The organism is Bacillus sp. VT 712 (assembly GCF_001614195.1).
GTDB lineage: Bacteria > Bacillota > Bacilli > Bacillales > Bacillaceae_H > Priestia > Priestia flexa.
Genome location: NZ_LWBK01000007.1, coordinates 83131 through 104893, shown reverse-complemented (window position 1 = coordinate 104893; position 21763 = coordinate 83131). Strand labels below are relative to the sequence as shown.

General features: G+C 38.0%; 23 protein-coding genes and 1 riboswitch. Of the genes, 18 read left to right on the top strand and 5 right to left on the bottom strand.

What is annotated here, in order from left to right; all coding sequences use genetic code 11:
* The coding region (locus A2U94_RS05185) for an IS1380 family transposase (RefSeq protein WP_062954432.1) at positions 1 to 1291 on the bottom strand (1291 nt) is incomplete at its 3' end.
* Positions 1292 to 1610: 319 nt separating this feature from the next.
* On the opposite strand from A2U94_RS05185, the gene A2U94_RS05180 reads away from it, so the two are divergent.
* A complete protein-coding gene (locus tag A2U94_RS05180; RefSeq protein WP_025908337.1) occupies positions 1611 to 2045 on the top strand; it encodes a peptidylprolyl isomerase in 435 nt (144 codons plus the stop codon).
* A gap of 201 nt (positions 2046 to 2246) precedes the next feature.
* Positions 2247 to 2600 carry a GNAT family N-acetyltransferase gene (locus A2U94_RS05175; RefSeq protein WP_025908338.1) on the top strand — a complete coding sequence of 118 codons (354 nt, stop codon included), beginning with the start codon at positions 2247 to 2249 and terminating at the stop codon, positions 2598 to 2600.
* Positions 2601 to 2620: 20 nt separating this feature from the next.
* On the opposite strand, the gene A2U94_RS05170 is transcribed toward A2U94_RS05175, so the two are convergent.
* Positions 2621 to 3145: a DUF309 domain-containing protein gene (locus tag A2U94_RS05170; RefSeq protein ID WP_025908339.1), complete on the bottom strand. Its 525-nt coding sequence runs from the start codon at positions 3143 to 3145 to the stop codon at positions 2621 to 2623.
* A gap of 73 nt (positions 3146 to 3218) precedes the next feature.
* Positions 3219 to 3314, bottom strand: a complete 96-nt coding sequence (locus A2U94_RS20545) for a YjcZ family sporulation protein (protein ID WP_076512182.1) — start codon at positions 3312 to 3314, stop codon at positions 3219 to 3221.
* A 178-nt stretch (positions 3315 to 3492) separates the two neighbouring features.
* Between A2U94_RS20545 and A2U94_RS05165 the strand changes: the two genes are divergently transcribed.
* The 12 genes from A2U94_RS05165 to A2U94_RS05110 all read left to right on the top strand — a co-directional run bounded on the left by A2U94_RS05165 (position 3493) and on the right by A2U94_RS05110 (position 15241).
* A complete protein-coding gene (locus tag A2U94_RS05165; RefSeq protein WP_025908340.1) occupies positions 3493 to 4254 on the top strand; it encodes a segregation/condensation protein A in 762 nt (253 codons plus the stop codon).
* Positions 4251 to 4823, top strand: coding sequence for an SMC-Scp complex subunit ScpB (gene scpB / locus A2U94_RS05160; RefSeq protein WP_025908341.1), 573 nt, complete (start codon positions 4251 to 4253; stop codon positions 4821 to 4823). Before A2U94_RS05165 ends, scpB begins: the two co-directional genes overlap by 4 nt.
* Before the next feature lie 167 nt (positions 4824 to 4990).
* Positions 4991 to 6127 carry a D-alanyl-D-alanine carboxypeptidase family protein gene (locus tag A2U94_RS05155; protein ID WP_025908342.1) on the top strand — a complete coding sequence of 379 codons (1137 nt, stop codon included), beginning with the start codon at positions 4991 to 4993 and terminating at the stop codon, positions 6125 to 6127.
* Between the two features lies 1 nt (position 6128).
* Positions 6129 to 6728 carry a nucleoside recognition domain-containing protein gene (locus tag A2U94_RS05150; RefSeq protein WP_025908343.1) on the top strand — a complete coding sequence of 200 codons (600 nt, stop codon included), beginning with the start codon at positions 6129 to 6131 and terminating at the stop codon, positions 6726 to 6728.
* Positions 6725 to 7258, top strand: a complete 534-nt coding sequence (locus A2U94_RS05145; RefSeq protein WP_025908344.1) for a spore maturation protein — start codon at positions 6725 to 6727, stop codon at positions 7256 to 7258. Before A2U94_RS05150 ends, A2U94_RS05145 begins: the two co-directional genes overlap by 4 nt.
* Before the next feature lie 125 nt (positions 7259 to 7383).
* Positions 7384 to 8109: a pseudouridine synthase gene (locus A2U94_RS05140; protein WP_025908345.1), complete on the top strand. Its 726-nt coding sequence runs from the start codon at positions 7384 to 7386 to the stop codon at positions 8107 to 8109.
* A 227-nt stretch (positions 8110 to 8336) separates the two neighbouring features.
* Entirely contained in the window at positions 8337 to 8858 is a 522-nt protein-coding gene (resA, locus tag A2U94_RS05135) for a thiol-disulfide oxidoreductase ResA (RefSeq protein ID WP_025908346.1), read from the top strand.
* A gap of 12 nt (positions 8859 to 8870) precedes the next feature.
* A complete protein-coding gene (resB, locus tag A2U94_RS05130; RefSeq protein WP_025908347.1) occupies positions 8871 to 10493 on the top strand; it encodes a cytochrome c biogenesis protein ResB in 1623 nt (540 codons plus the stop codon).
* An 11-nt stretch (positions 10494 to 10504) separates the two neighbouring features.
* Positions 10505 to 11683, top strand: coding sequence for a c-type cytochrome biogenesis protein CcsB (ccsB, locus tag A2U94_RS05125; protein WP_025908348.1), 1179 nt, complete (start codon positions 10505 to 10507; stop codon positions 11681 to 11683).
* 221 nt (positions 11684 to 11904) lie between these two features.
* On the top strand, positions 11905 to 12621 hold the full coding sequence (locus A2U94_RS05120) for a response regulator transcription factor (protein WP_025908349.1): 717 nt from the start codon (positions 11905 to 11907) through the stop codon (positions 12619 to 12621).
* The gene (locus A2U94_RS05115; RefSeq protein ID WP_025908350.1) at positions 12621 to 14399 is read left to right on the top strand and encodes an ATP-binding protein; all 1779 of its coding nucleotides are present in this window, start codon (positions 12621 to 12623) and stop codon (positions 14397 to 14399) included. Before A2U94_RS05120 ends, A2U94_RS05115 begins: the two co-directional genes overlap by 1 nt.
* A gap of 158 nt (positions 14400 to 14557) precedes the next feature.
* Complete coding sequence (locus tag A2U94_RS05110; protein ID WP_025908351.1) at positions 14558 to 15241, top strand: peptidoglycan DD-metalloendopeptidase family protein; 684 nt, start codon at positions 14558 to 14560, stop codon at positions 15239 to 15241.
* 35 nt (positions 15242 to 15276) lie between these two features.
* On the opposite strand, the gene serA is transcribed toward A2U94_RS05110, so the two are convergent.
* Positions 15277 to 16851: a phosphoglycerate dehydrogenase gene (gene serA / locus A2U94_RS05105; protein WP_025908352.1), complete on the bottom strand. Its 1575-nt coding sequence runs from the start codon at positions 16849 to 16851 to the stop codon at positions 15277 to 15279.
* A gap of 376 nt (positions 16852 to 17227) precedes the next feature.
* A riboswitch (FMN riboswitch) is annotated at positions 17228 to 17366 on the top strand.
* 147 nt (positions 17367 to 17513) lie between these two features.
* Between serA and A2U94_RS05100 the strand changes: the two genes are divergently transcribed.
* Entirely contained in the window at positions 17514 to 18089 is a 576-nt protein-coding gene (locus A2U94_RS05100; RefSeq protein ID WP_025908353.1) for an ECF transporter S component, read from the top strand.
* 46 nt (positions 18090 to 18135) lie between these two features.
* Here the strand turns inward: A2U94_RS05100 and A2U94_RS05095 are convergent, their stop codons facing one another.
* On the bottom strand, positions 18136 to 18384 hold the full coding sequence (locus A2U94_RS05095; RefSeq protein WP_025908354.1) for a ferredoxin: 249 nt from the start codon (positions 18382 to 18384) through the stop codon (positions 18136 to 18138).
* 258 nt (positions 18385 to 18642) lie between these two features.
* Here A2U94_RS05095 and A2U94_RS05090 point away from each other — a divergent pair, with 258 nt between their 5' ends.
* The 3 genes from A2U94_RS05090 to A2U94_RS05080 all read left to right on the top strand — a co-directional run bounded on the left by A2U94_RS05090 (position 18643) and on the right by A2U94_RS05080 (position 21762).
* Positions 18643 to 19695: a YpbB family protein gene (locus A2U94_RS05090; protein WP_025908355.1), complete on the top strand. Its 1053-nt coding sequence runs from the start codon at positions 18643 to 18645 to the stop codon at positions 19693 to 19695.
* Positions 19696 to 19710: 15 nt separating this feature from the next.
* Positions 19711 to 21228, top strand: a complete 1518-nt coding sequence (locus tag A2U94_RS05085) for a RecQ family ATP-dependent DNA helicase (RefSeq protein WP_025908356.1) — start codon at positions 19711 to 19713, stop codon at positions 21226 to 21228.
* 84 nt (positions 21229 to 21312) lie between these two features.
* Positions 21313 to 21762, top strand: a complete 450-nt coding sequence (locus A2U94_RS05080) for a DUF2663 family protein (RefSeq protein ID WP_025908357.1) — start codon at positions 21313 to 21315, stop codon at positions 21760 to 21762.
* Position 21763: the final 1 nt, after the last annotated feature.

Genomic DNA, 21763 nt, shown 5'->3' with positions numbered 1-21763 from the left:
TCAGTACGTCCGAAAAGAAGTGCGCATAGACGAAGCTGGATGCTAATTTAAAATGCAAGTAGCGACTCGATTTCACCAGCTTACTTGCTACCTTGATTAATCTCGTGCGAATCGTTTGAATTTGAAGACCCTTCTTCGCAGGTGGAAATGTTAATGTACGTAACCAGTTCGTTAAATTGTAGGCAAGTAGACTAATCATCATACGTGCTTCATTTACTTGGAAATCATGGCTTTTCATTTGGTCGAAGCCGAAGCCATCTTTCGCTTCCTTGATGAAGTTTTCCATCGCCCCTCGTTTTTGATAGGACGTGAGAATGGCTTCCGGTGAAAAGGTGTCTTCGCTTAAATTCGTCACGAAAAAGGCATGAGTGAAGAACAGCTCGCCTGCCGGGCGTACCGATTGAATAATGATGCGACGCTGGATCGGCCAAGAACCTGCCTGATAAATGGAATCCTCCACATAACGTTCGGTTTGCGTGACATCTCGTATTTCAGACGTTGGATGCAGCTCTTCTGCGAGCGCTTTTAGTCTGGCGTTCGACTTTAAACGAATGATGTAATAGACGGATTCCTCTTCGCAAAGCTTGTATAAGTCAGGTACTGCGAAGCCGCTATCACCACGCACGAGTGTAGAGGTTTCGGGCAACTTTTCGTTGTAATGATTCAGTAACGGACGGACAAATTCTACGACATTATTGGATGTATAGACGTTTCCAGGACGTAGCTGTGCCTTTAAAAAGTCACCGGTGAAGCCATCAAACGCAACGAGTGGATGAAAACCGACCGTACCGTAATGCGTATTGTACGAAGCCTGTTCCTGCTTTCCATATGTATCCGCATGAGACGAATCCAGGTCAATCAAAAGCGTGTTCGATTGACGTAACTGATGCACACGGTCCAGTAGTTCTTGATTCGCTGCTTGAAGCTGGTCGAGTGCTTGTTTGTCAAAGCGTTTGAAAAATCGAGATAAAGACGGTTGTGACGCAAGTGCTGGTTTACCAAGCACACGGGTAAAAACCGGATCGTGCGTTAATGTATCCGCTGCGTCATCCTCGTGATAGCCTGCGATGAGCTGATAAATTTTTTGACAAAGAAGTTCCATATTGTCATGGATACAATAAGAACGCTCATCTTTTAAGTGAAGGTGTTTGGCAATGGTTTTAGAAAAGCCGATTTTTTCGTCAAACTCACGGAAGATGAATTGGCCAGTATCGGAAGAAAGTTCGCCTCCATCGTGAGTTAATTTGAGTTGGTGATTGAAATGAAGTGTTGTTTGCGGTAATCTAATCATGAGAAGAATCCTTTCTTTTGGTTAGTTCTTAGTCGATTTAACCTTAACAGAAATGGATTCTTTTTTCATTTTTTTAGTGAAAAAGAGAATCCCACAGGAAAGCCGATAAATCGCCTTTCCTGTGGGATTTTGTATTTGGGTATGAATAATTCAGGAGAAAGTTTCAAAAAAAGAAAAATTCACTAATTGATTGAAGAAAAGTGATTCATTGAATTTAGATATTCACTTATAGTACAATAAGATGAAACATTGTTAAAGCGTGCATAGTTACTTATGTACAACCATAAGTGTTGAAATACATAATTTGGAGGTTTTATACATGAAAAAAGCAAGCATTTTAATGGAAAATGGAGAAAAAATTCTAATTGATTTATTTGAAAATGAAGCGCCTGGAACAGTTGAAAACTTTGAAAAATTAGCAGCTGAAGGTTTTTATAACGGCGTAACGTTCCACCGCGTTATCCCTGGATTTGTATCACAAGGTGGAGATCCTACAGGCACAGGAGCTGGCGGTCCTGGGTATACAATTAAGTGTGAAACAGAAGGTAATCCTCATAAGCATGAAGCTGGTTCATTATCAATGGCTCATGCAGGAAAAGATACTGGCGGAAGTCAATTCTTTATCGTACATGAGCCACAGCCACACTTAAATGGTGTTCATACTGTGTTTGGTAAAGTAACAGAAGGGTTAGATACAGTATTGAAGATGCGTAACGGTGATGTGATGAAAGAAGTTAAGGTGTGGGAAGAGTAATATTCTCATGCTGTAACAATTCAACATTAGGTTGAAAAGAGTGATAATAGAGCGCCTTGTAAGTTGTGAAATCAACTTTACATGTCGCTCTTTTTATGTGAATTTACAGCGGTGTTGCTATTATTTCATAAATTTTGTATGATAAAAGCATTAGAATTAACGAACACATCGTAGGAAAGTTTGAGAACGAGGGAGAATTTTATGCTTATTCGCTATAAAAGAAGTCATGAAAAAATTGCTATGGGTCTTCTGTCGTTTGTGCCAACTGAAAAGGATTTAAAAAAACTTCAGCAAACGATGAAAGATTATGAGCAAAACGAAAATCGCCAGCTATATTTATGGAAACAGGGAGAAGACTTTATCGGTATTGTTGGAGTTTCAATTATTGATCAAGATTTAGTTGAGGTTCAACATGTGAGTGTCAATCCATCTCATCGCCAGCAGGGGATCGGAAAAGAAATGATTAAAGCACTTCAGCAGATGTATTCTAATGCTCAAATTAAGCCTAGTGAGTTAATTGCACCGTTTTATGAAAAATGTCAAAGTGAACAATAAAAAGCAGAGCTGCAGTAGTCTTAACTACGAGAAGCTCTGCTTTTTCGTAATTTCTTTGCCCGCTCTGCAATGATAGCTGTTCGATCACGGAGCTTATGACGGTGAATAAGGTGTTCATCCTGCAAATTAGATGGTGTAAGCCATCCGAATGTCTGAGCTAAAGGGTGTGCATGGCATTGCTGAACAAGGTGTTCATCTACAATTGGCATATTTAAGCTTTGATACGGTTTTGAAGCCTGTATTAAGCGCAAATGTTTGTTGAGTATGCTGATTAAATCGATTGGCTGTAAACCAATCTGAAATAGCTCTTGATGGTGCGCATCAAGAATTGAAATTGCTTTTTTCATCGTACGTTCAGCACCTACGTAGTTACTTCGACGATGATGATACAGCGAAACGGCAACTTGAATGAGCCCAACCCATAAAACATTTCGATGCCTAGGATCAGCGACTTTCCAATGTTCTTCTAGTACTTCATGGCATTCGAAATAATCTCTGTTTGTATGAAAATAAACAAGATAATCGATATACGGTTTTGGATACATAACTGGTAACCTCCTAATGCCAGTGTAACATAAAAAAGTGTCCAGCTAAACTGAACACATTTGGGTCATTTTATTAAAAGTGTAAGCAAGCGCATCCGATAATTACTAATAAAATAAACAATACAATAATTAAAGAAAATCCTCCGTTATAATCATGCTTGTGAGTCATGAGAATTCCTCCTTCGAGTTATCAAAATGCTATTACCCTGACATCATATGTTCATTTTTACGTTTGGTATGGGCGAATGATCTATCTTTCCTAGAAATTATATTGGACATGTGTCTAGAATCCTCTATACTAATGATAGTACGACTTATGACTAAATGATAATTTTGGTGGGATAGAATTGGAATATAGTGTGAAGGTAGATGCTTTTGAAGGACCGCTAGACCTTTTATTGCATCTTATTAACCGATTTGAAATTGATATTTATGACATACCAGTAGCAACGATTACCGAACAATACATGATGTATATACATACGATGAACGAGCTTCAGCTAGATGTGGCAAGCGAATATCTAGTAATGGCTGCTACGCTTATTCAAATTAAAAGTAAAATGTTACTGCCAACATATGATGAAGACGATATAGATGACAGTATGGATGATATAGAAGAAGATCCTCGCGAACAGTTAATGCAGCAGTTAATTGAATATCGTAAATTTAAAGAAGCTGCCGTTGAACTTCAAAAGCTTGAAGAAACACAAACCCATATTTACGCAAAGGCCCCTAGTAACTTACAGCAAATAAGTGATGAAAAATCGCCGCAGCAAGATAGCGGAGATTTAGATGTTTCGCTTTATGATATGCTGAGTGCTTTACAGAAGTTGATGAAGCGAAAACAGTTACAGAAGCCAGCGCAAGCAAGAGTAGCCCGTCAAGACGTTCCAATTGAAAAAAGAATGACGGAAATTGTATCGGTACTCCAAAAAACAAAGGGCAAACAAAGTTTTTATAAGCTTTTTCCTTATCCTGAGCGCAATCATATTGTGGTAACGTTCTTAGCCATCTTAGAATTAATGAAAAAGAATAAAGTCATCGTAGAGCAGTCCAATAACTTAGATGAACTATACGTTGCATATCAAGAAAGGAATGATGAAAGATGAGTAAACAACATGTTTCTGCGGCTATCGAGAGTTTACTATTCGTTGTGGGAGATGAGGGGCTATCGATTAAACAGCTGCAAGAACTTCTTGATGTGTCAAAAGACGAAGTGAGCATAGAGTTAAATAAACTGATGAAAGAGTATGAAGACGAGAAGCGTGGTCTTCAGCTAGTAGAGATTGCTGGACAGTTTCAATTCGCAACGAAGCAGGAATATGCTTCGTATGTGGAAAAATTAATTGAAGCACCACCTGCACAATCGCTATCTCAAGCTGCGCTTGAAACGCTAGCAATTGTAGCATATCGTCAACCGATTACGCGAGCTGAAATTGAAGAAATTCGCGGTGTGAAAACTGAAAGGCCGCTTCAAACGCTGATTGGCAAAGCGCTTTTAAAAGAAGCAGGACGCGCAGAAGGAGCAGGCCGAGCGATTCTATATGGAACAACAAAAGAATTCTTAGCTTATTTCGGCTTAAAAGACTTGAGCGAACTGCCACCGCTTCCAGAAGATGAAGCAGGCGCTGAACAGGAAGCAGATTTGTTTTTTCGGACGTTTCAAGAAACAGAATAACTCACTTGGTAAAGAACACGATGAGTATACATCGTGTTCTTTTTATGAATAAAAAAAGAAAAAAATTACAAATAAGATAAAAGTTGAAAGATGCCTTTACGTAAATAATTCATAACATGAAAACAAGTGCATAAACTTGTACAAACAGATAAAGGGACGGGGATGACATGCGGAAAATAAAGCAAAGCATTATATGTTTCATAATTTTATTTTTAGGTCTAAGCAGTTTACCTCCTACTACATATGCAGCAGGTGTAAGCGCCCATAGTGCAATTTTAATTGAACAAAAGTCTGGAAGAGTTTTATATGAGAAAAATGCTGATGAGATTAGCCGCATAGCGAGCATTACGAAAATTATGACCGCTATTTTAGCGATTGAATCTGGCAAAATTGATCAAACAACAACGGTTAGCTCTCGAGCAGTGGGAGTAGAAGGGTCATCCATTTACTTAATTGAGGGTGAAAAAATTAAGCTCAAAGACTTGGTATATGGACTTATGATGAGATCTGGAAACGATGCAGCTGTAGCGATTGCTGAAATGGTAGGGGGCAGCGAAGAGGGATTTGTTTATTTAATGAATCAAAAAGCAAATGAAATTGGAATGACTAATACCACATTTCAAAATCCTCATGGACTAGATAATCATGAAAATCATCGTTCAACAGCCTATGACATGGCGATCTTGATGCGCTACGCAATGAATAATAAAACGTTTCGAGAAATTTCAGGAACAAAAGTTTACAGAACCGCTCATCCAGAAGAAAAGTGGGACCGCGTGTGGAAAAATAAAAATAAATTACTGACAAGCTTATATGCATATTGCACAGGTGGTAAAACGGGATATACAAAGTTAGCAAAGCGAACGCTGGTAACGACGGCCACAAAAAATGGAATGGATTTAATTGCTGTTACAATTAACGCACCTAGTGATTGGAATGATCACATTTCTATGTACGAAGAGGCTTTTGATAATTATAAAATGACAAGCTTGGCTCCAAAAGGAGAGCTGAAAGGCATCGAAGATTCATTTTATAAAAAGAAGCTTGAAATTAAAAGAGATGTTATATATCCATTAACAAAAGATGAGCAAGAAACCATTAAGTTGAAAACGATTTTAATTAAACCCCAAAAAGAGTGGAAAGAAGGAAAGCCTGTTCCAAGCGTTGTAGGAGAGTTACAGGTGACACAAGATGGTGAGTCAATAGGGAATATACCGATTTACTTCCATAATGAGCAAAAGAAAGAAGAGGGATTTTTCACTAAGGTAAAGAACTTATTTTTCGTTTATCCGGGAGCACGATAAGATGGTTAATGTCATTTGGATGTTGCTAACGGTTATTGGAATTGTGTTTGCGATCATTAATGGAAAGATGGATGCGGTTAATAAAGCAATCTTTCAAGGGGCAGGAGAAGCGGTTACCATCAGTATTGGTTTAATAAGTGTATTGGTATTTTGGCTAGGCATTATGAACATTGCGCAACACGCTGGATTATTGGAGAAATTAGCCAAGTTGTTTCGTCCTATTATTGGGAGGTTGTTTCCTGACATTCCAAAAGATCATCCTGCTTTAGGATATATACTATCTAATATGATGGCTAATATGTTTGGGCTTGGTAATGCAGCGACACCGCTTGGGATTAAAGCAATGGAACAGTTAAAACAGCTAAATGGTAATAAGGATGAAGCGAGTAGGTCAATGATTACTTTGCTAGCGCTCAATACAACCAGTCTAACATTAATCCCAACAACTGTTATTGCCATTCGTATCACGTATAATTCCGCCAATCCCACAGAGATTGTAGGAACGACACTTCTTGCAACGGTTGTTGCTACAATGGGAGCCATTATCATTGATCGTTATTTCTACCATCGCCGTATGAGAAAAGGAGGGGAGCGTAGATGACCTTATTGAATCAAATTTCCATTATGTTTATCCCTCTTATTGTAGGTTGTATCCTTTTATATGGAACATATAAAAAAATCCCAACTTATGAACGATTTGTAGAAGGCGGGAAGGATGGACTACAAATTGCGTTTTCTATTATTCCTTATCTCGTTGGGATGCTCGTAAGTATTTCAATCTTTCGAGCATCTGGAGCTTTAGATTTCTTTTTAAACTTTATGAAGCCATTTTTAGATGCAGTTGGCGTGCCAGCTGATATAGTACCACTTGCTTTAATCAAGCCAATTTCAGGAACTGCCGCTTTGGGTATTACAACCGATTTAATTGCAACGTATGGGCCGGATTCCTTTATTGGACGATTAGCTTCTACTATGCAGGGAAGTACTGATACTACATTTTATATTTTAACCGTTTATTTTGGAGCGGTAGGCATAAAAAAAATGGGCGATGCTCTAAAGGTTGGCTTGTTAGCGGATTTAGTAGGCATTGTCGCATCAGTGGTAATTGTTATTCTTGTTTTTGGGTCATAATAAAGGTAAAAGAAAGCAGGCTTGACATGCTTTCTTTTTTGCATGAGAAAATTAATAGCTATTTGCTGTACAGGCTTGTATATTAGAGAGTAAACAAGTAAGATGTTACAAGAGGTGAGATATAAATGGAACGATTACAAAAAGTAATTGCTCATGCGGGTGTTGCTTCAAGGCGTAAAGCTGAAGAGCTTATTACGCAAGGACGAGTAACGGTGAACGGAAAAGCAATAAAAGAGCTAGGAACAAAGGTAGGACCTAACGATAAAATTGAAGTGGACGGTGTACCATTAGAACGCGAAGAACCCGTCTATTTTATGTTATATAAGCCAAGAGGCGTTATTTCAGCAGCGAAGGATGATAAAGATCGAAAAACGGTTGTGGACTTTTTCCCTCACGTTGAAGAACGTATCTATCCAATTGGGCGCTTAGATTATGATACGTCGGGGCTAATTCTTTTAACAAATGATGGTGAATTTGCCAACCTGCTGACGCATCCAAAGTACGAAATTGATAAGGTGTACGTAGCAAAAATTAAAGGTATTCCACCGCGTGAAAAAATCAGACAGCTACAGAGAGGTATTATGCTTGAAGACGGAAAAACATCGCCTGCGCGTGCAAAAGTTCTGTCTATTGATAAAGGAAAGCAAACAGCCATCGTAGAGCTAACGATTCATGAAGGTAAAAACCGCCAAGTGCGTCGCATGTTTGAAGCGATTGGTCATCCTGTCTTAAAATTAAAGCGCGAACGCTATGCAAATTTAGATTTAAGAGGCTTAAACGCAGGAGAAGCAAGAGAATTAACGGCTCATGAAGTAAAGCAGCTGTATACGAAAGCACAAACAGGTAAGTAAGTATAACAAGGCACGTTTAGCTGGTAGATCATTCGATCAGCTAAACGTGCTTTTTTATGAATAAAGATGTAAGCGCATAAATTATAAATAAATGAGTTGTCCATTCTTTGTTGAAAGCGTTGCTGTGTCACATAACCTTCATAATATTTTTACCTTTACTAATGCGAAAAAATGCTATAATTGTAAGAAAACGCATAATGAAAACGATTTAGAGGAGTTCGATTGGGATGAAAAAACGTCGCTTATTTATTCGTACTACGATTCTAACTATTTTATTAGTTGCTGTGGGCTATACTCTATATACGCAGTTTATAGCTGACAAGCAAGCATTTTCAGTAGGTGACCAGGCTCCTAACTTTGTTCTCCAAGATTTAGAGGGGAATGAACATAAGCTGTCGGATTACAAAGGAAAAGGCGTCTTTTTAAACTTTTGGGGCACGTGGTGTAAACCTTGTGAAAAAGAAATGCCTGTAATGGAAGCACAATACGCGAAGTATAAAGACCAAGGTGTTGAAATTTTGGCTGCAAATGTTGATGAAACAGATGTTGCTGTTAAGCAGTTTGCAAACCGCTATGGATTATCCTTTCCGATTTTAATGGACAGGGATTCACAAGTTCTCCATGCATACGGTGTAGACCCGTTACCAACTACGTTTTTAATTGATAAGAATGGAAAGATTGTCGATGTGTTTATTGGAGGGTTAGATGAACAACGAATTCAAGAGTACATGGAATTAATTAAGCCGTAGGGAGTTTTTGCTATGAAACAAATACGATGTGAATGCGGTCATCAAAACAAAGAAGGAACCGTATTATGTGAAGCGTGTGGGAAGCCGCTGAATGAAGAGTCCTCAAAGCAACTGGTTGATATGCGATATGAGGGTAGTGCAAGGCGCTCACAAACATACAATAAAACAATCATTGATAAGATATGGAACTTTTTCTCCTCAGTAAAGGTAGGTGTTTGGATTATTATCCTTACACTTGCAGCATCAGCTCTAGGAACGATTTATCCACAAGAAATGTACATACCACCAGGAACAACAGCAGTTCAATACTATGAACAAGAATACGGATGGACGGGAAAACTCTACTATGAACTAGGATTTCACAATTTATATGGTTCATGGTGGTATATGCTTTTAATTGCATCGCTCGGTATATCATTGGTCATCGCCAGCTTAGACCGAGTTGTTCCACTTTATAAATCACTAAAGTATCAAAGAGTAAAAAAACACGCCAATTTCTTGAAAAAGCAGCGTTTATTTAGCGTCACGAAGTCATGGGCAGATGAAGACTATGAAGCTATGAAAGAGCAGTTGAAAAAGCATCGTTATACAATTCGAGAAGAAAGCGGAAACATATTGGCTGAAAAAGGAAGGTTTTCGAGATGGGGACCTTACGTCAATCACCTTGGTCTTATTATTTTCTTAATCGGTGCTATGCTTCGGTTTGTACCTGGCATGTACGTTGATGAAGTACTGTGGGTACGAGAAGGTGAAACAAAGGTAGTGCCCGGTACTGATGGGGAATACTATTTGAAAAACAATGCGTTTAAAGTCGAAACGTATGATAAAGAGACGGAAAAAGAAGTTTTTCAACAAGCAATTGACCGCGTGGGCAATCAAGCCATTGTAAAGAACTATCAAGCCGATGTGACTCTATACGAGCGTGAAGGGGACAGTATTCCTGGGCAAACGCCAGAATTAAAAGAATTAAAGGATAAGAGCATTCGCGTAAATGAACCTTTAAAGCATGAAGGCTATGCCATTTACCAGGTGGATTATAAGCTTAATGAATTCAACGCCATGTCGTTTCATTTAACAAACAAAGAAACGGAAGAAAATATTGGCCAATTAACAGTTGATTTATATAATCCTGAGGAAACATATACGCTCAAGGATGGCTATAAAGTAGATTTAATTAGCTATTTCCCAGACTTTTATTTGAATGATGATGGAAACCCAGATACCAAAACACGGGTACCGAACAACCCAGCCTTTGTGTTTAAAATGTTTTCACCTGAGCATCCAAAAGGTGAGATAGCACTTGTCGCTATTCAACAGAACCTAGAGCCACTTGGTGAAAATGATTATAAGATGTCCTTTGCAGGCGTAGATACAAAAAATGTAACAGGGTTAACAGTCAGAAAGGATTATACGCTTTGGATTTTAGGCCTAGGAGGTGCGATCTTTATGATCGGTGTCATTCAAGGAATGTATTGGAATCATCGACGTTTGTGGATTCAAAGAATTGGAGATGAGCTGTGGTTAGCCGCTCACACAAATAAAAACTGGTATGGTTTGAAAAATGAGTTAAATCAAGCAGTTCAACAAACTAAGATTATGCCGTTGCATGATCAAGTAGATAAAGACAAGGGGTAGGAGGAGACAGAATGGATTTTGCTAGCGTTAGTAGTAACTTGCTTTATGTAGCTTTCATTGCTTATTTAGTCGCTACTTTTTTCTTTGGTGGAGCCATTAGAGAAAAAAATTCAAAGCATAAGGCAAACAAGTGGCCGATATTTGGAATTAGCGTAACGATTGTTGGATTCATTGCACAAGTTGGATATTTTATTACGAGATGGATTGCTTCAGGCCATGCGCCGGTTAGTAATCTATTTGAATTTACAACCTTCTTTGGCATGATGATTGTCGGGGCATTTATTATTATTTACTTTATCTATAAATTAAGTATTCTAGGCGTATTTGCTCTTCCTATTGCGCTGTTAATCATTGCGTATGCAAGTATGTTTCCAACGGAAATTTCACCTTTAATACCAGCGCTTCAAACAAACTGGTTACATATTCACGTTACAACGGCTGCTGCCGGCGAAGCAATTTTAGCTATCAGCTTTGTAGCGGGACTGATTTATCTTATTAAATGTATTGATCAAACGAAAGCAACCAAAAAAACATTTTGGCTAGAGTTTATCTTATATTCTTTACTGAGTACGGTTGGATTTATTATCATGACAACAGCTTTTAGTTTATCAAACTATGATGCTACGTTTACATGGGTCGATAAAAATGAAAAGCAGGCTGAAATGGTGTATCATCTCCCGGCTCTAGTTGGTCCACATGACGGAGAGTTAGTAACGACTGATCGTTTAGAGCCAGCGGTTTCAGTACCTGCAATTATTAATGCACAAAAGTTAAATACGGTTTTATGGTCACTCATGAGTGGTTTTGTCCTATATTGGTTACTTCGTCTTGTTCTTCGCAAACGAATCGGCGCTGCTTTAAAGCCGTTAGTCAAGCAAGTAAACAGTGAACTATTAGATGAAGTAGGCTATCGCTCAGTTGCTATTGGGTTTCCTGTTTTTACTTTAGGTGCTTTAATTTTCGCCATGATATGGGCGCAAATTGCGTGGACACGCTTCTGGGGGTGGGACCCAAAAGAAGTGTGGGCTTTAATTACGTGGCTATTTTACGCAGCCTTTTTACATCTGCGCTTAGCCAAAGGCTGGCAAGGTGAACGTTCAGCATGGCTAGCAGTTGGTGGCTTTGCTATTATTATGTTTAATCTCGTTGCGGTTAACTTGGTCATTGCAGGCCTACACTCATATGCGTAAGAAAAAACTCGCTGTCATTGCGACAGCGAGTTTTTTTTGTCATAATGAATCCAATCAGATGTGGAAATTAGGCATAAATGAAAAATGATATAAAAAAGTATAAATAATAGAGACACCTTTTAAGTCCCGTTCATTTGTTACATAGATTGTCACAATGTTGATTAGACATTGGTAGCGGTTCACCCGTTTTTTTTGTAAACTAAACATAGGAGGTTGAGAACATGCAAACTGAACAAAGATTATTACTTGTGGACGATGAAGATCGTATTCGTCGTTTGTTAAAGATGTATTTAGAAAAAGAAGGATATACGATTGAAGAAGCTGCTGATGGCCATGAGGCTATTGAGAAAGCGTTACATATAAATTATGATCTTATTATCTTAGATTTAATGATGCCTGGAATTGATGGAATTGAAGTGTGTAAACAAATTCGTGAGAAAAAAACAACACCGATTATTATGCTAACAGCGAAGGGTGAAGAAGTAAACCGTGTTCAAGGTTTTGAAGTTGGAACGGATGACTATATTGTTAAGCCATTCAGTCCTAGAGAAGTTGTACTGCGCGTCAAGGCCTTGTTACGACGATCTTCGTCTACACCTGTTATGGAGCCAACACCTTCGGTTAAAAATATGATTGTGTTTGACCATTTAACAATCGATAATGATGCACATCGTGTGACTGCTGATGATAAAGAAGTCAACCTAACGCCAAAAGAGTACGAATTGCTGTGCTTCTTAGCAAAAACACCGGATAAAGTGTACGACCGTGAGCAGCTTCTGAGAGAAGTTTGGCACTATGATTTCTTTGGAGATTTAAGGACGGTAGATACTCATGTCAAACGTTTGCGAGAAAAATTAAATCGCGTCTCTCCAGACGCTGCTAAAATGATTGTAACCGTTTGGGGTGTAGGGTATAAATTTGAGGTTGGAAACAGCTGATGTTTTGGCGGAGTGTTGTTGGTAAACTCTGGTTCACTATCCTATTACTGGTTACGTTTGTTTTATTTATTTTAACGGTTTTATTGCTGCAGTTCTTTGAAAATTATCATGTAGATGCCGCAGAAAAACGACTAACTAAAACAGCAGCTAAAATTTCTACTATCGTAAAGGAAACCAAAGACCAGGAGCTCGGGCTTTCAATTGCACGCGAATTAGCTGACCAAGCCAGTATCTTAATTGTACAGGGAGATAAGAAGTATTGGAACTCCACTCACCCGGAAGAAGAGAGTCGTGACACTGTCATATCGCTCATTTCTGAAGATGAAAATCTTCAAAGAGTGACCACGCATGGTGAAGTTGTACACGAAGAAATGTACATGACTGAAAATAGAGGTACTTCAGAAAGTCCCCTTATGTTTATTGTAGGCGTTCCGTTATCTGTAGATGGTCAAGGGAATGGCGGGGTTTATTTATACCAATCACTAGCTGAAATTGAAGAGCCTGCACGCTATACAACAAAGTTCATTATCTTGGCTGCGGGTATTGCCATCGTACTAACTACAATTTTTGCTTTTTTCTTATCAACTCGAATTACCGCTCCGCTTCGAAAAATGAAGCAGGCAGCTTTTGAGGTTACGAAAGGAAATTTTGAGACGAAAGTGCCAATTTTAACACACGATGAAATTGGCGAACTAGCAATTGCCTTCAATCAGATGGGAAGGCAGTTGAAATTCAACCTTAATGCTTTAAATCAAGAAAAAGAGCAGCTTTCAAGTATATTAAGTAGTATGGCGGATGGGGTTATTACATTTAGTCAAAATGGTTCGATTTTAATTACCAACCCACCTGCCGATCAGTTTTTACAAGCATGTTACTATGAGCAAAATATGAATAACCAGTCCATTCCAGAGCTTCCTTTAAAAGTGGTTCGTTTGTTCGAGAGCGTTGTTAAAAGTGAAAAAGAACAGAGCGCAGAGCTAACGATACAAGGACAGACGTGGGTTATCCTTATGTCACCACTCTATAACCAAACGAAGATTCGCGGAGCCGTTGCGGTTTTACGTGATATGTCAGAAGAGCGTAAATTAGATAAGCTCCGAAAAGATTTTATCGCCAATGTTTCACATGAGTTACGCACACCTATTTCGATGCTGCAAGGTTATAGTGAAGCGATTATCGATGACATTGCTAGCACGGAAGAAGAGAAAAAAGAAATTACCCAAGTTATTTACGATGAATCCTTAAGGATGGGGCGACTTGTTAACGAACTATTAGATTTAGCTCGAATGGAAGCAGGACATGTTCAGCTTCACGTAGCTGAAATTGAGATGGTTGAACTTGCTGAGCGAGTAGTTCGTAAATTCCAAGGAATTGCCAAAGAGCAGGATGTTATGCTGGAACTCCAAACCAATTCACAAACACAGCTCCCGGCAACCATCGATGCAGATCGGATAGAACAGGTATTGACCAACTTGGTTGACAATGCGATTCGTCATACCCCTAAAGGTGGAAAAGTGACCCTTGGTATTAACAGTAACCAAACGGAAGTTCATCTTTCAGTTGAAGATACAGGTGTAGGAATACCAGAAGAAGATTTACCATTTGTTTTTGAGCGATTTTATAAAGCAGATAAGGCAAGAACAAGAGGGAAATCAGGTACGGGACTCGGGCTTGCGATTGCAAAAAATATCGTAGAAGCACATCGTGGAGTCATTGTGGTAAACAGCATTTTAAATCAGGGAACAACATTTTTTATTAAGCTACCTAAACACTACTAATAAGATAAATGCTACTTGTGTTTTAAAGACCAAAGAGTAAAAGGTTAGAAAATAGTAAAATATTTTCTAACCTTTTTTACTGGAAATGTCTAGAATTTTCGAAACTGCATATAGTATATTTATGTGTCAAGAAACGCTTAGTACATAGGAGGACATGTATGCTTGATATTGTAAGGCGAATATTAGTAGTAGTCATTATGGGGATGTGTATAGGGCTATTGTTTGTTGGAGGAACAATGGCTAAAGCAGAAGCTTCTACACAGTGGAACTGGCCGACTGAAGAAGGAACGCTTACAGATGTGTTTGGCTCTCGTAACGCAAAGCATTTTGGTATTGATATTGCAGCGCCTGTGGGGACACAGGTGTATGCAGTATATAGTGGAAGAGTTACAAAGTCTTATTACTCTGATACATATGGACAAGTTGTGTTTATTAAGCAAGATAACGGATATGAAACGGTGTATGCACACTTGAATAGTCGAGATGTTACAGAAGGTGAAAGAGTTTCTATTCGTCAGGCAATTGGACAAGTAGGTAACACAGGGCGATCATCGGGTGCTCATTTGCATTTTGAGGTTCATAAGGGAACATGGAATATTAATAAAACGAATGCTATTAACCCGATTGCAAAGCTTGATCAAGGGAAATTATCAGCCTACGTAAGGGAAGATTTAGAGACTGCTGTATTTAGACAGTTGAATGAAGGGTACGTTGTAAAAAGAGGAGACACGTTATCTAAAATCGCACAAAAATATGAAATGAATGTAGACGATTTAAAAGGAAGGAATCATATGACGACCAGCGATATTTATCCAGGTCAACATCTAAAGATAACAAAATAAAAACAAGAAAGGCCTAGACCTTTCTTGTTTTTATTTTATAGTTCAATACGTTGAATTGTAACAATTTCACTTGCTTGCTTTAATGATTCAATCGTTGCTTCTTCAATAAGACGGTCGAACGTAAGCATCATAATGGCTTCTCCGCCTTTTTGTTTACGTCCTACCTGCATTGTTGCAATGTTGATATCTAAGTCACCAAGCGCTTTACCAACATTTCCAATAACACCTGGTTGGTCTGTGTGTCGGATATATAATAAATGTCCTTCTGGATAAAAATCAATGTCGAATGAATCAATGTTAATAACGCGAGGACCATAATCTTTAATATACGTACCAGTAATAGAGAATGTGCGAGACTCTCCTTTTACAACAACTTCAATAATGTTAGCATAGCCTTGAGTGTTATCAGAAATCTTCTCACCAAACGTAATGCCTCTTTCTTTGGCAATCATTGACGCGTTTACTTCGTTGACTGAACGGTCAATACGATGAGTTAAAAATCCAGATAACAAGCTTCGTGTAATATAGGTTGTTTCTAAGTCTGCTACTGTTCCTGCGTACGTAACAGAAATATCTTGAACAGGTTCTTTCATGCATTGTGATAGAACGGCACCAAGCTGTTTCGTTAAGCTAGTAAACGGCTGGATTTTTTCAAATACGTCTTTTGAAAGCGTCGGTAAGTTAATTGACGAACTTACTGGGTTGCCTTCTAAGAAGCGTAGCACGTCATAGGCAACATCTTCTGCTACATTTAACTGCGCTTCTTTTGTTGAAGCACCTAAATGTGGTGTTGTAATAACTTGGTCAAAGTTTAAAAGTGGATTATCAGTAGGTGGTTCTACTTCAAATACGTCAATTGCAGCGCCTTGAACGTGACCAATCTCTAAATAGTATGCAAGTGCTTCTTCATCAATAATACCGCCTCGTGCACAATTTAGTAAGTAAACGCCTTTCTTTGTTTTGGCTAACGTCTCGCGATTCAATAAACCTTTTGTATCTTTCGTTAATGGCGTATGAACAGTAATAATATCAGCTACTGCTAATAAATCATCTAACGATAAGAGGTCAACTCCTAGTTTTTCTGCACGAGATGTTGTTAAAAATGGATCATATACATGTACCGTCATGTTAAAGGCTTTCGCACGTTTTGCAAGTTCAGAGCCGATACGACCAAAACCAACAATTCCCAAATGCTTGCGATTGAGTTCCGTACCAACAAAAGCTGATCGGTTCCATTCGCGAGACTTAACGGAAATGTTCCCTTGAGGGATATGGCGAACTAAGCTAGCCATCATGGCAAAAGTATGCTCAGCTGTAGAAATAGTGTTTCCATTTGGGGCATTAATGACAACAACGCCTCGTTTAGTTGATGCTTCAATATCAATGTTATCGACACCTACACCTGCACGAGCAACAATCTTTAAATTCTTCATTTTGTCTAACAAGTCTTCTGTCACAGTCGTTGCGCTTCGAACAAGCAGTGCATCGTATGTATGCAATAAATCTTCAACTTCCGTTACTTTTTTTCTTGTTAAATTAACATTTGATGCTTCTAATAATGGAGCAAGACCTTCATTGCTAATTGAATCAGCTACTAACACTTCATACATGTATTAACATCTCCCTTTCACAACTCAAATATCTGATAATTTATCACGTTAAAAAAATTCTGTCAATTGGATTGTAGAAAAGTTCACAATTGGTAACGTTTTCATTTTTAATTTGTTACTTAATATTCGGATTTTTAGTGAAAAACTTGGTATTTTAGCGGGTTTATTTTTGTGAAAATATTTTTAATACGTACTTTTTGGAGTTTTATATGTAAGAAAGTACGGTGAAAGAATACCTGACAATCTTTCGTTATTGCGCTGTTTTTTCATCATGAAAAAATAATGACTAAAAGAAATCGGAATTGCAGTATTTTTTGTATCAAATGATTTACTTTTAATTCAAGGTATCATATAATGTGAACATCATTAAATATTGATCTATCTTCGGGGCAGGGTGTAATTCCCGACCGGCGGTGATAAACAAATTGTTTTAAGCCCGCGAGCTCTTTAAATGTGGAGCAGGATTTGGTGTGATTCCAAAGCCGACAGTAAAGTCTGGATGGGAGAAGGTGGAGGTTCAAACGTTCAAAAACAAATGTGTTGAACGTTTATTGAATGTGCCTGCATTTTCCCTCAACAAATTTGTTGAGGTTTTTTTATGGAGTGCATGTGCAATGAACCTTTCTTCTTGGAAGAATGGATCGCAAGAAGGAGAGAGGAAAATGGAACATAGCAAGAAAACACAAAAGCTTGTTATTCTAGGGATGCTAAGCGGTTTGTCTTATGTATTAATGATGCTTAACTTCCCAATACCAGGTATACCACCGTTTTTAAAAATTGATTTTAGTGAGGTACCGGCGCTGCTTGCTGCATTAATCTTTGGTCCTGTAGCAGGTCTTATTGTCGAAGGAATTAAAAATTTGCTGCATTATCTCATTCAAGGAAGTGCAACAGGCGTCCCTGTAGGCCAATTAGCAAATTTTGTAGCAGGGCTATTGTTTATCTTACCGGTTTCTCTTATGTTTCATAAATTTAAAAATACAAAAGGTATTACAACAGGTTTAGTAGTTGGAACAGTAGTGATGTCAGTTGGAATGGCGTTTTTAAATTACTATGTGTTCTTACCTGCATATACGCTTTTCTTACAGTCACCGGCGCTGTCAAGTGAGGAAACACGTCAGCTAGTCGTAACGGGCATTCTGCCATTTAACATGATTAAAGGAATTATTACTGGCTTAATTTTCGTTGTTTTATTTAATAAAATGAAATATTGGATTACAAAGCGAGTCGCTGTTTAAATAGAAAAAAGACCTGTACGTGGATGTACAGGTCTTTTATTGTTTTTTATTCAAATTTGTTAGAGTCGCCGTCAAACTTCTCATCTGCTACGCGGATTGAATCTGTTGGGCAACCTTCAAATGCATCCATCATATCATCTTCTAATTCTTCAGGAACTTCCACAATCCCTTGGTTATCATCTAATGTTACGAACGCAATTCCTTCATCATCGTAATCGTAAATATCTGGCGCTGCTGCTCCACATGCTCCACATGCAATACATGTATCTTTGTCAACAATTGTATATTTTGGCATAACAAGACCTCCTGTAAAGTGTTCGAAAATTTCGTGTTATATAATCTCTTTTCAACATAAGCGTGAAATTTCTCTTTACCCATTGTAAGACGATTTTTAAAACTTTTCAATAGAAAAGTCATTGATAATGCTTATCAGACAAGGGTTTGTCATGACTTATAGTGCCACTTTTTTCGTTCATCTCAATTCGTGCAATGACAAAAAGGTGCTTTCTGTTAAAGTTTTGGTAAAATGAAAAGAGAAAGGAAGTTGACGATTGTGAACTATATTCAAACCGTTATGCTATATAGTATGCAACAACTAAAAGGTGAACGAACAGTTTACGGGATTTATCATATAGTAACTGGGAAAAAATCAGCGCAAACAATTCAAGACGGTAAAATCTTTGGCTTGTCTTTTTTATTTCAATCATTTAGTTACTTGAAAAAAGAAACATTTTCTCTATACGTAAAAGAGCTTACTTCTCATCAATTCATTAAAGAAGTGGACCATCAAAAATATATGCTAACAAGCAAGGGTGAAGAGGCACTTCACCAACAATTACGTGAATGGCCTCTGCCAGCTAAGCTTAGCGGTTGGCAATTTGCGAGTAGCACACAATTATTTTTATCGAGGCTGACCTTGTTCATTCAAACAATCTCTAATCTACAGTATTTTCAAAAGGGATTTTTGCCAATCACCCAAGATCCTGAGATCATTCAATGGGTGAAAGCTTATTTATTTTCTCAGTCGTATTCAAGAGAAGAGTTGGCCAAACGCTTGTTTAATGAATTAAAATGTATTTTAACGAAATGTTCTTCTCAAAACGCTGATGTGTTTGTTCAACATCTGAGTGGATATAAGCGAATTGGTTTAACCAAAAGTCAGCTTGCTGAATATTATAAGATGAACGAACACTACGTTCATTTATTAATGATCAGCGTCGTTCATCAAATCATTGAGCAAATTAGCGAATGTCGAAGTGAATTTCCAGTTCTTCAACAATTTATACAGGACGTACATATGACTGTGCCACTAACGGCTTCAACAGTTAAAACGTACGAGTGGTTACAAAAAGGAAAATCATTAAAAGAAGTAGCTCGAATTAGACGGTTAAAAGAGAGCACCATTGAAGATCATATTGCTGAATTGGCGCTGTTTCTTCCTAATTTTACTATTGATGATTATGTAAAAGTGGAGGATCAAAAGGAAATTATGAATGCTTTTGAAGCGTTAAATACCAATCAGCTAAAAGAAATCAAAAAAAGGGTTAGTGATCACCTTACTTATTTTCAAATTCGTCTTGTATTGGCTAAGTGCGTAACGAATTAAGAAAGGAGTAAGACGATGGAGTTAGAACAGGTACTTCAAAAGGAATTCGGCTTTTCTACTTTTCGGAACGGTCAAAAAGAAATTATAACGGACTTATTAAATAACAATCATGTTTTGGCCGTCTTGCCTACGGGAACAGGAAAGTCACTTTGTTACCAGCTCCCTGGCTATTTTTTAAAGCGGCCAATCCTTATCGTGTCCCCGTTGCTTTCCTTAATGGAAGATCAGGTTCAGCAGCTCAAAGCCAAGGGAGAAAAACGAGTTATTGCTCTTAACAGTTTTTTACGTGAAGATGAAAAGCGGCAGGCGCTTCGTTCCTTAAATAGCTATCGTTTCATTTATGCTTCTCCTGAAATCTTACAGAATCCGTATGTAGTTCAGGCTCTCAAACAAGCAAATATTGGTATGTTCGTTGTAGATGAAGCACACTGTATTTCGCAATGGGGCCATGACTTTCGGTTAGATTATTTAAACTTAGGCATGGTATGGGAAAACCTAGGGAAACCGACTTGCTTAGCGCTAACAGGTACAGCAACGAGTGAAGTGCTCAGTGATATTAAAACTTATCTACACCTTGATCAAGTCAACGAGCATTTATATTCAATGAATCGTTCAAATATTGCTATCAGCGTAGAGCATGTGCATGGTCTTGAAGAAAAAAAGAAAAAGCTACTGGAATACGTAACGAAAATTCAAAAACCAGGTATTATTTATTGCTCTAGCCGAGCGTTAACGGAGTCGTTAACGCACTACTTAAAAGAAAATGGTGTCGAAAAAGTCCAATATTACCATGGAGGAATGGAAGCTAACGATCGCATGCTCATTCAGCGACAATTTCTTGAAAATCAGCTCGACTTCATCTGCTGTACAAGTGCTTTTGGAATGGGAGTTAACAAATCGAACGTTCGTTTTGTCCTGCATTTTCAAACGCCTACGCAGCTTGAATCCTATGTTCAGGAAATTGGAAGAGGAGGCCGTGATGGCTTACCGAGCTTAGCAATTTTATTATATAGTGAAGAAGATGATGGGTCTGCACAGGCTTTGTTAGACTTAGAGCTTCCTTCTCCAGATACGCTTTTATATTGTTTGTCACAAATTCGTTCAAGCTCCAGTCCAGTTGGAGTTCGAGACGTTGAAGCCCACTTTTTATTTACAATTGGTGTTTATGAGACGCATTGGCGTTTTATTCGCCACTATTTAGAAAACATTGGTGCGATTCATGATGGAATAATTTATCCAGAACAGGTTACGGAATCTCTATATGGAGAACTGGTGGAGATTGTAAATAAACGCCTAAACGTTAAGCAGAAAAAATACCATGCAATGAAAGGGTTTATCCATACAAAAGAATGTAGAAGAAAAGCCTTAATGAGATATTTTGAAGAAGAGGGCATTTCAGAGAGGCACAATTGTTGTGATCTTTGCAGCATTGATTTAGATGAATTTAAGCAATCCGAACATGAGCGTACAGAATCTACATTTTTAGGATGGCAAGCCGAACTAGCGAGATTGCTCAAACAAGACGTTCACTAGAAAGACCATTGTTGAAATTTTAAACATAAACATTCACCTTTCTTCATACTGTTGTACTAGCCTTATAAAGGGGAGTTGAAGAAAGTGAAAGAGCTGTCTCGCTATCATGTTGATGAACCTACTCAATATATATTAGAAAGCGTTATAAATAAAAAAGAAAAGTTATCGGCTACTCAAAAATCAATGAATAAATGGAAGTGGGTATTTTTTGTATGCTTGCTGTTTGGGATAAGTTATTTATTTGTATTTACTTCGCGCTTAAACCTGATAGCTTTTAGTGACTTTATTCAATTTTTTCTCGGTGATAGTAAGCATCTTCTCTTGCTTATCATCATTTTTTCTACCTATTTTAGGATGATACAAATGCAAAAGCAATGCGATAAGGTGGAAAAAGAATTTAATGATTTGCGGTGTGAAATTATTCAAAAAAGCAAGGACATTTGGTCAACTCCAGCACAGTGGGAAAGTCGAAAAGATTTGTATGCGGCAATGAAACAAACCTACGATATTAATTTGTATCATGAAAATAAATAAG

Excerpts from the sequence above, each read along its gene's own strand:
- A2U94_RS05145 (WP_025908344.1), top strand. The coding sequence starts at position 6,725 with ATGACCTTATTGAATCAAATTTCCATTATGTTTATCCCTCTTATTGTA.
- A2U94_RS05120 (WP_025908349.1), top strand. The coding sequence starts at position 11,905 with ATGCAAACTGAACAAAGATTATTACTTGTGGACGATGAAGATCGTATT.
- serA (WP_025908352.1), bottom strand. The coding sequence starts at position 16,851 with ATGTATGAAGTGTTAGTAGCTGATTCAATTAGCAATGAAGGTCTTGCT.
- A2U94_RS05175 (WP_025908338.1), top strand. The coding sequence starts at position 2,247 with ATGCTTATTCGCTATAAAAGAAGTCATGAAAAAATTGCTATGGGTCTT.
- A2U94_RS05110 (WP_025908351.1), top strand. The coding sequence starts at position 14,558 with ATGCTTGATATTGTAAGGCGAATATTAGTAGTAGTCATTATGGGGATG.
- resB (WP_025908347.1), top strand. The coding sequence starts at position 8,871 with ATGAAACAAATACGATGTGAATGCGGTCATCAAAACAAAGAAGGAACC.
- A2U94_RS05085 (WP_025908356.1), top strand. The coding sequence starts at position 19,711 with ATGGAGTTAGAACAGGTACTTCAAAAGGAATTCGGCTTTTCTACTTTT.
- A2U94_RS05180 (WP_025908337.1), top strand. The coding sequence starts at position 1,611 with ATGAAAAAAGCAAGCATTTTAATGGAAAATGGAGAAAAAATTCTAATT.
- A2U94_RS05100 (WP_025908353.1), top strand. The coding sequence starts at position 17,514 with ATGGAACATAGCAAGAAAACACAAAAGCTTGTTATTCTAGGGATGCTA.
- A2U94_RS05155 (WP_025908342.1), top strand. The coding sequence starts at position 4,991 with ATGCGGAAAATAAAGCAAAGCATTATATGTTTCATAATTTTATTTTTA.
- A2U94_RS20545 (WP_076512182.1), bottom strand. The coding sequence starts at position 3,314 with ATGACTCACAAGCATGATTATAACGGAGGATTTTCTTTAATTATTGTA.
- A2U94_RS05170 (WP_025908339.1), bottom strand. The coding sequence starts at position 3,145 with ATGTATCCAAAACCGTATATCGATTATCTTGTTTATTTTCATACAAAC.
- A2U94_RS05140 (WP_025908345.1), top strand. The coding sequence starts at position 7,384 with ATGGAACGATTACAAAAAGTAATTGCTCATGCGGGTGTTGCTTCAAGG.
- A2U94_RS05150 (WP_025908343.1), top strand. The coding sequence starts at position 6,129 with ATGGTTAATGTCATTTGGATGTTGCTAACGGTTATTGGAATTGTGTTT.
- scpB (WP_025908341.1), top strand. The coding sequence starts at position 4,251 with ATGAGTAAACAACATGTTTCTGCGGCTATCGAGAGTTTACTATTCGTT.
- resA (WP_025908346.1), top strand. The coding sequence starts at position 8,337 with ATGAAAAAACGTCGCTTATTTATTCGTACTACGATTCTAACTATTTTA.
- A2U94_RS05115 (WP_025908350.1), top strand. The coding sequence starts at position 12,621 with ATGTTTTGGCGGAGTGTTGTTGGTAAACTCTGGTTCACTATCCTATTA.
- A2U94_RS05095 (WP_025908354.1), bottom strand. The coding sequence starts at position 18,384 with ATGCCAAAATATACAATTGTTGACAAAGATACATGTATTGCATGTGGA.
- ccsB (WP_025908348.1), top strand. The coding sequence starts at position 10,505 with ATGGATTTTGCTAGCGTTAGTAGTAACTTGCTTTATGTAGCTTTCATT.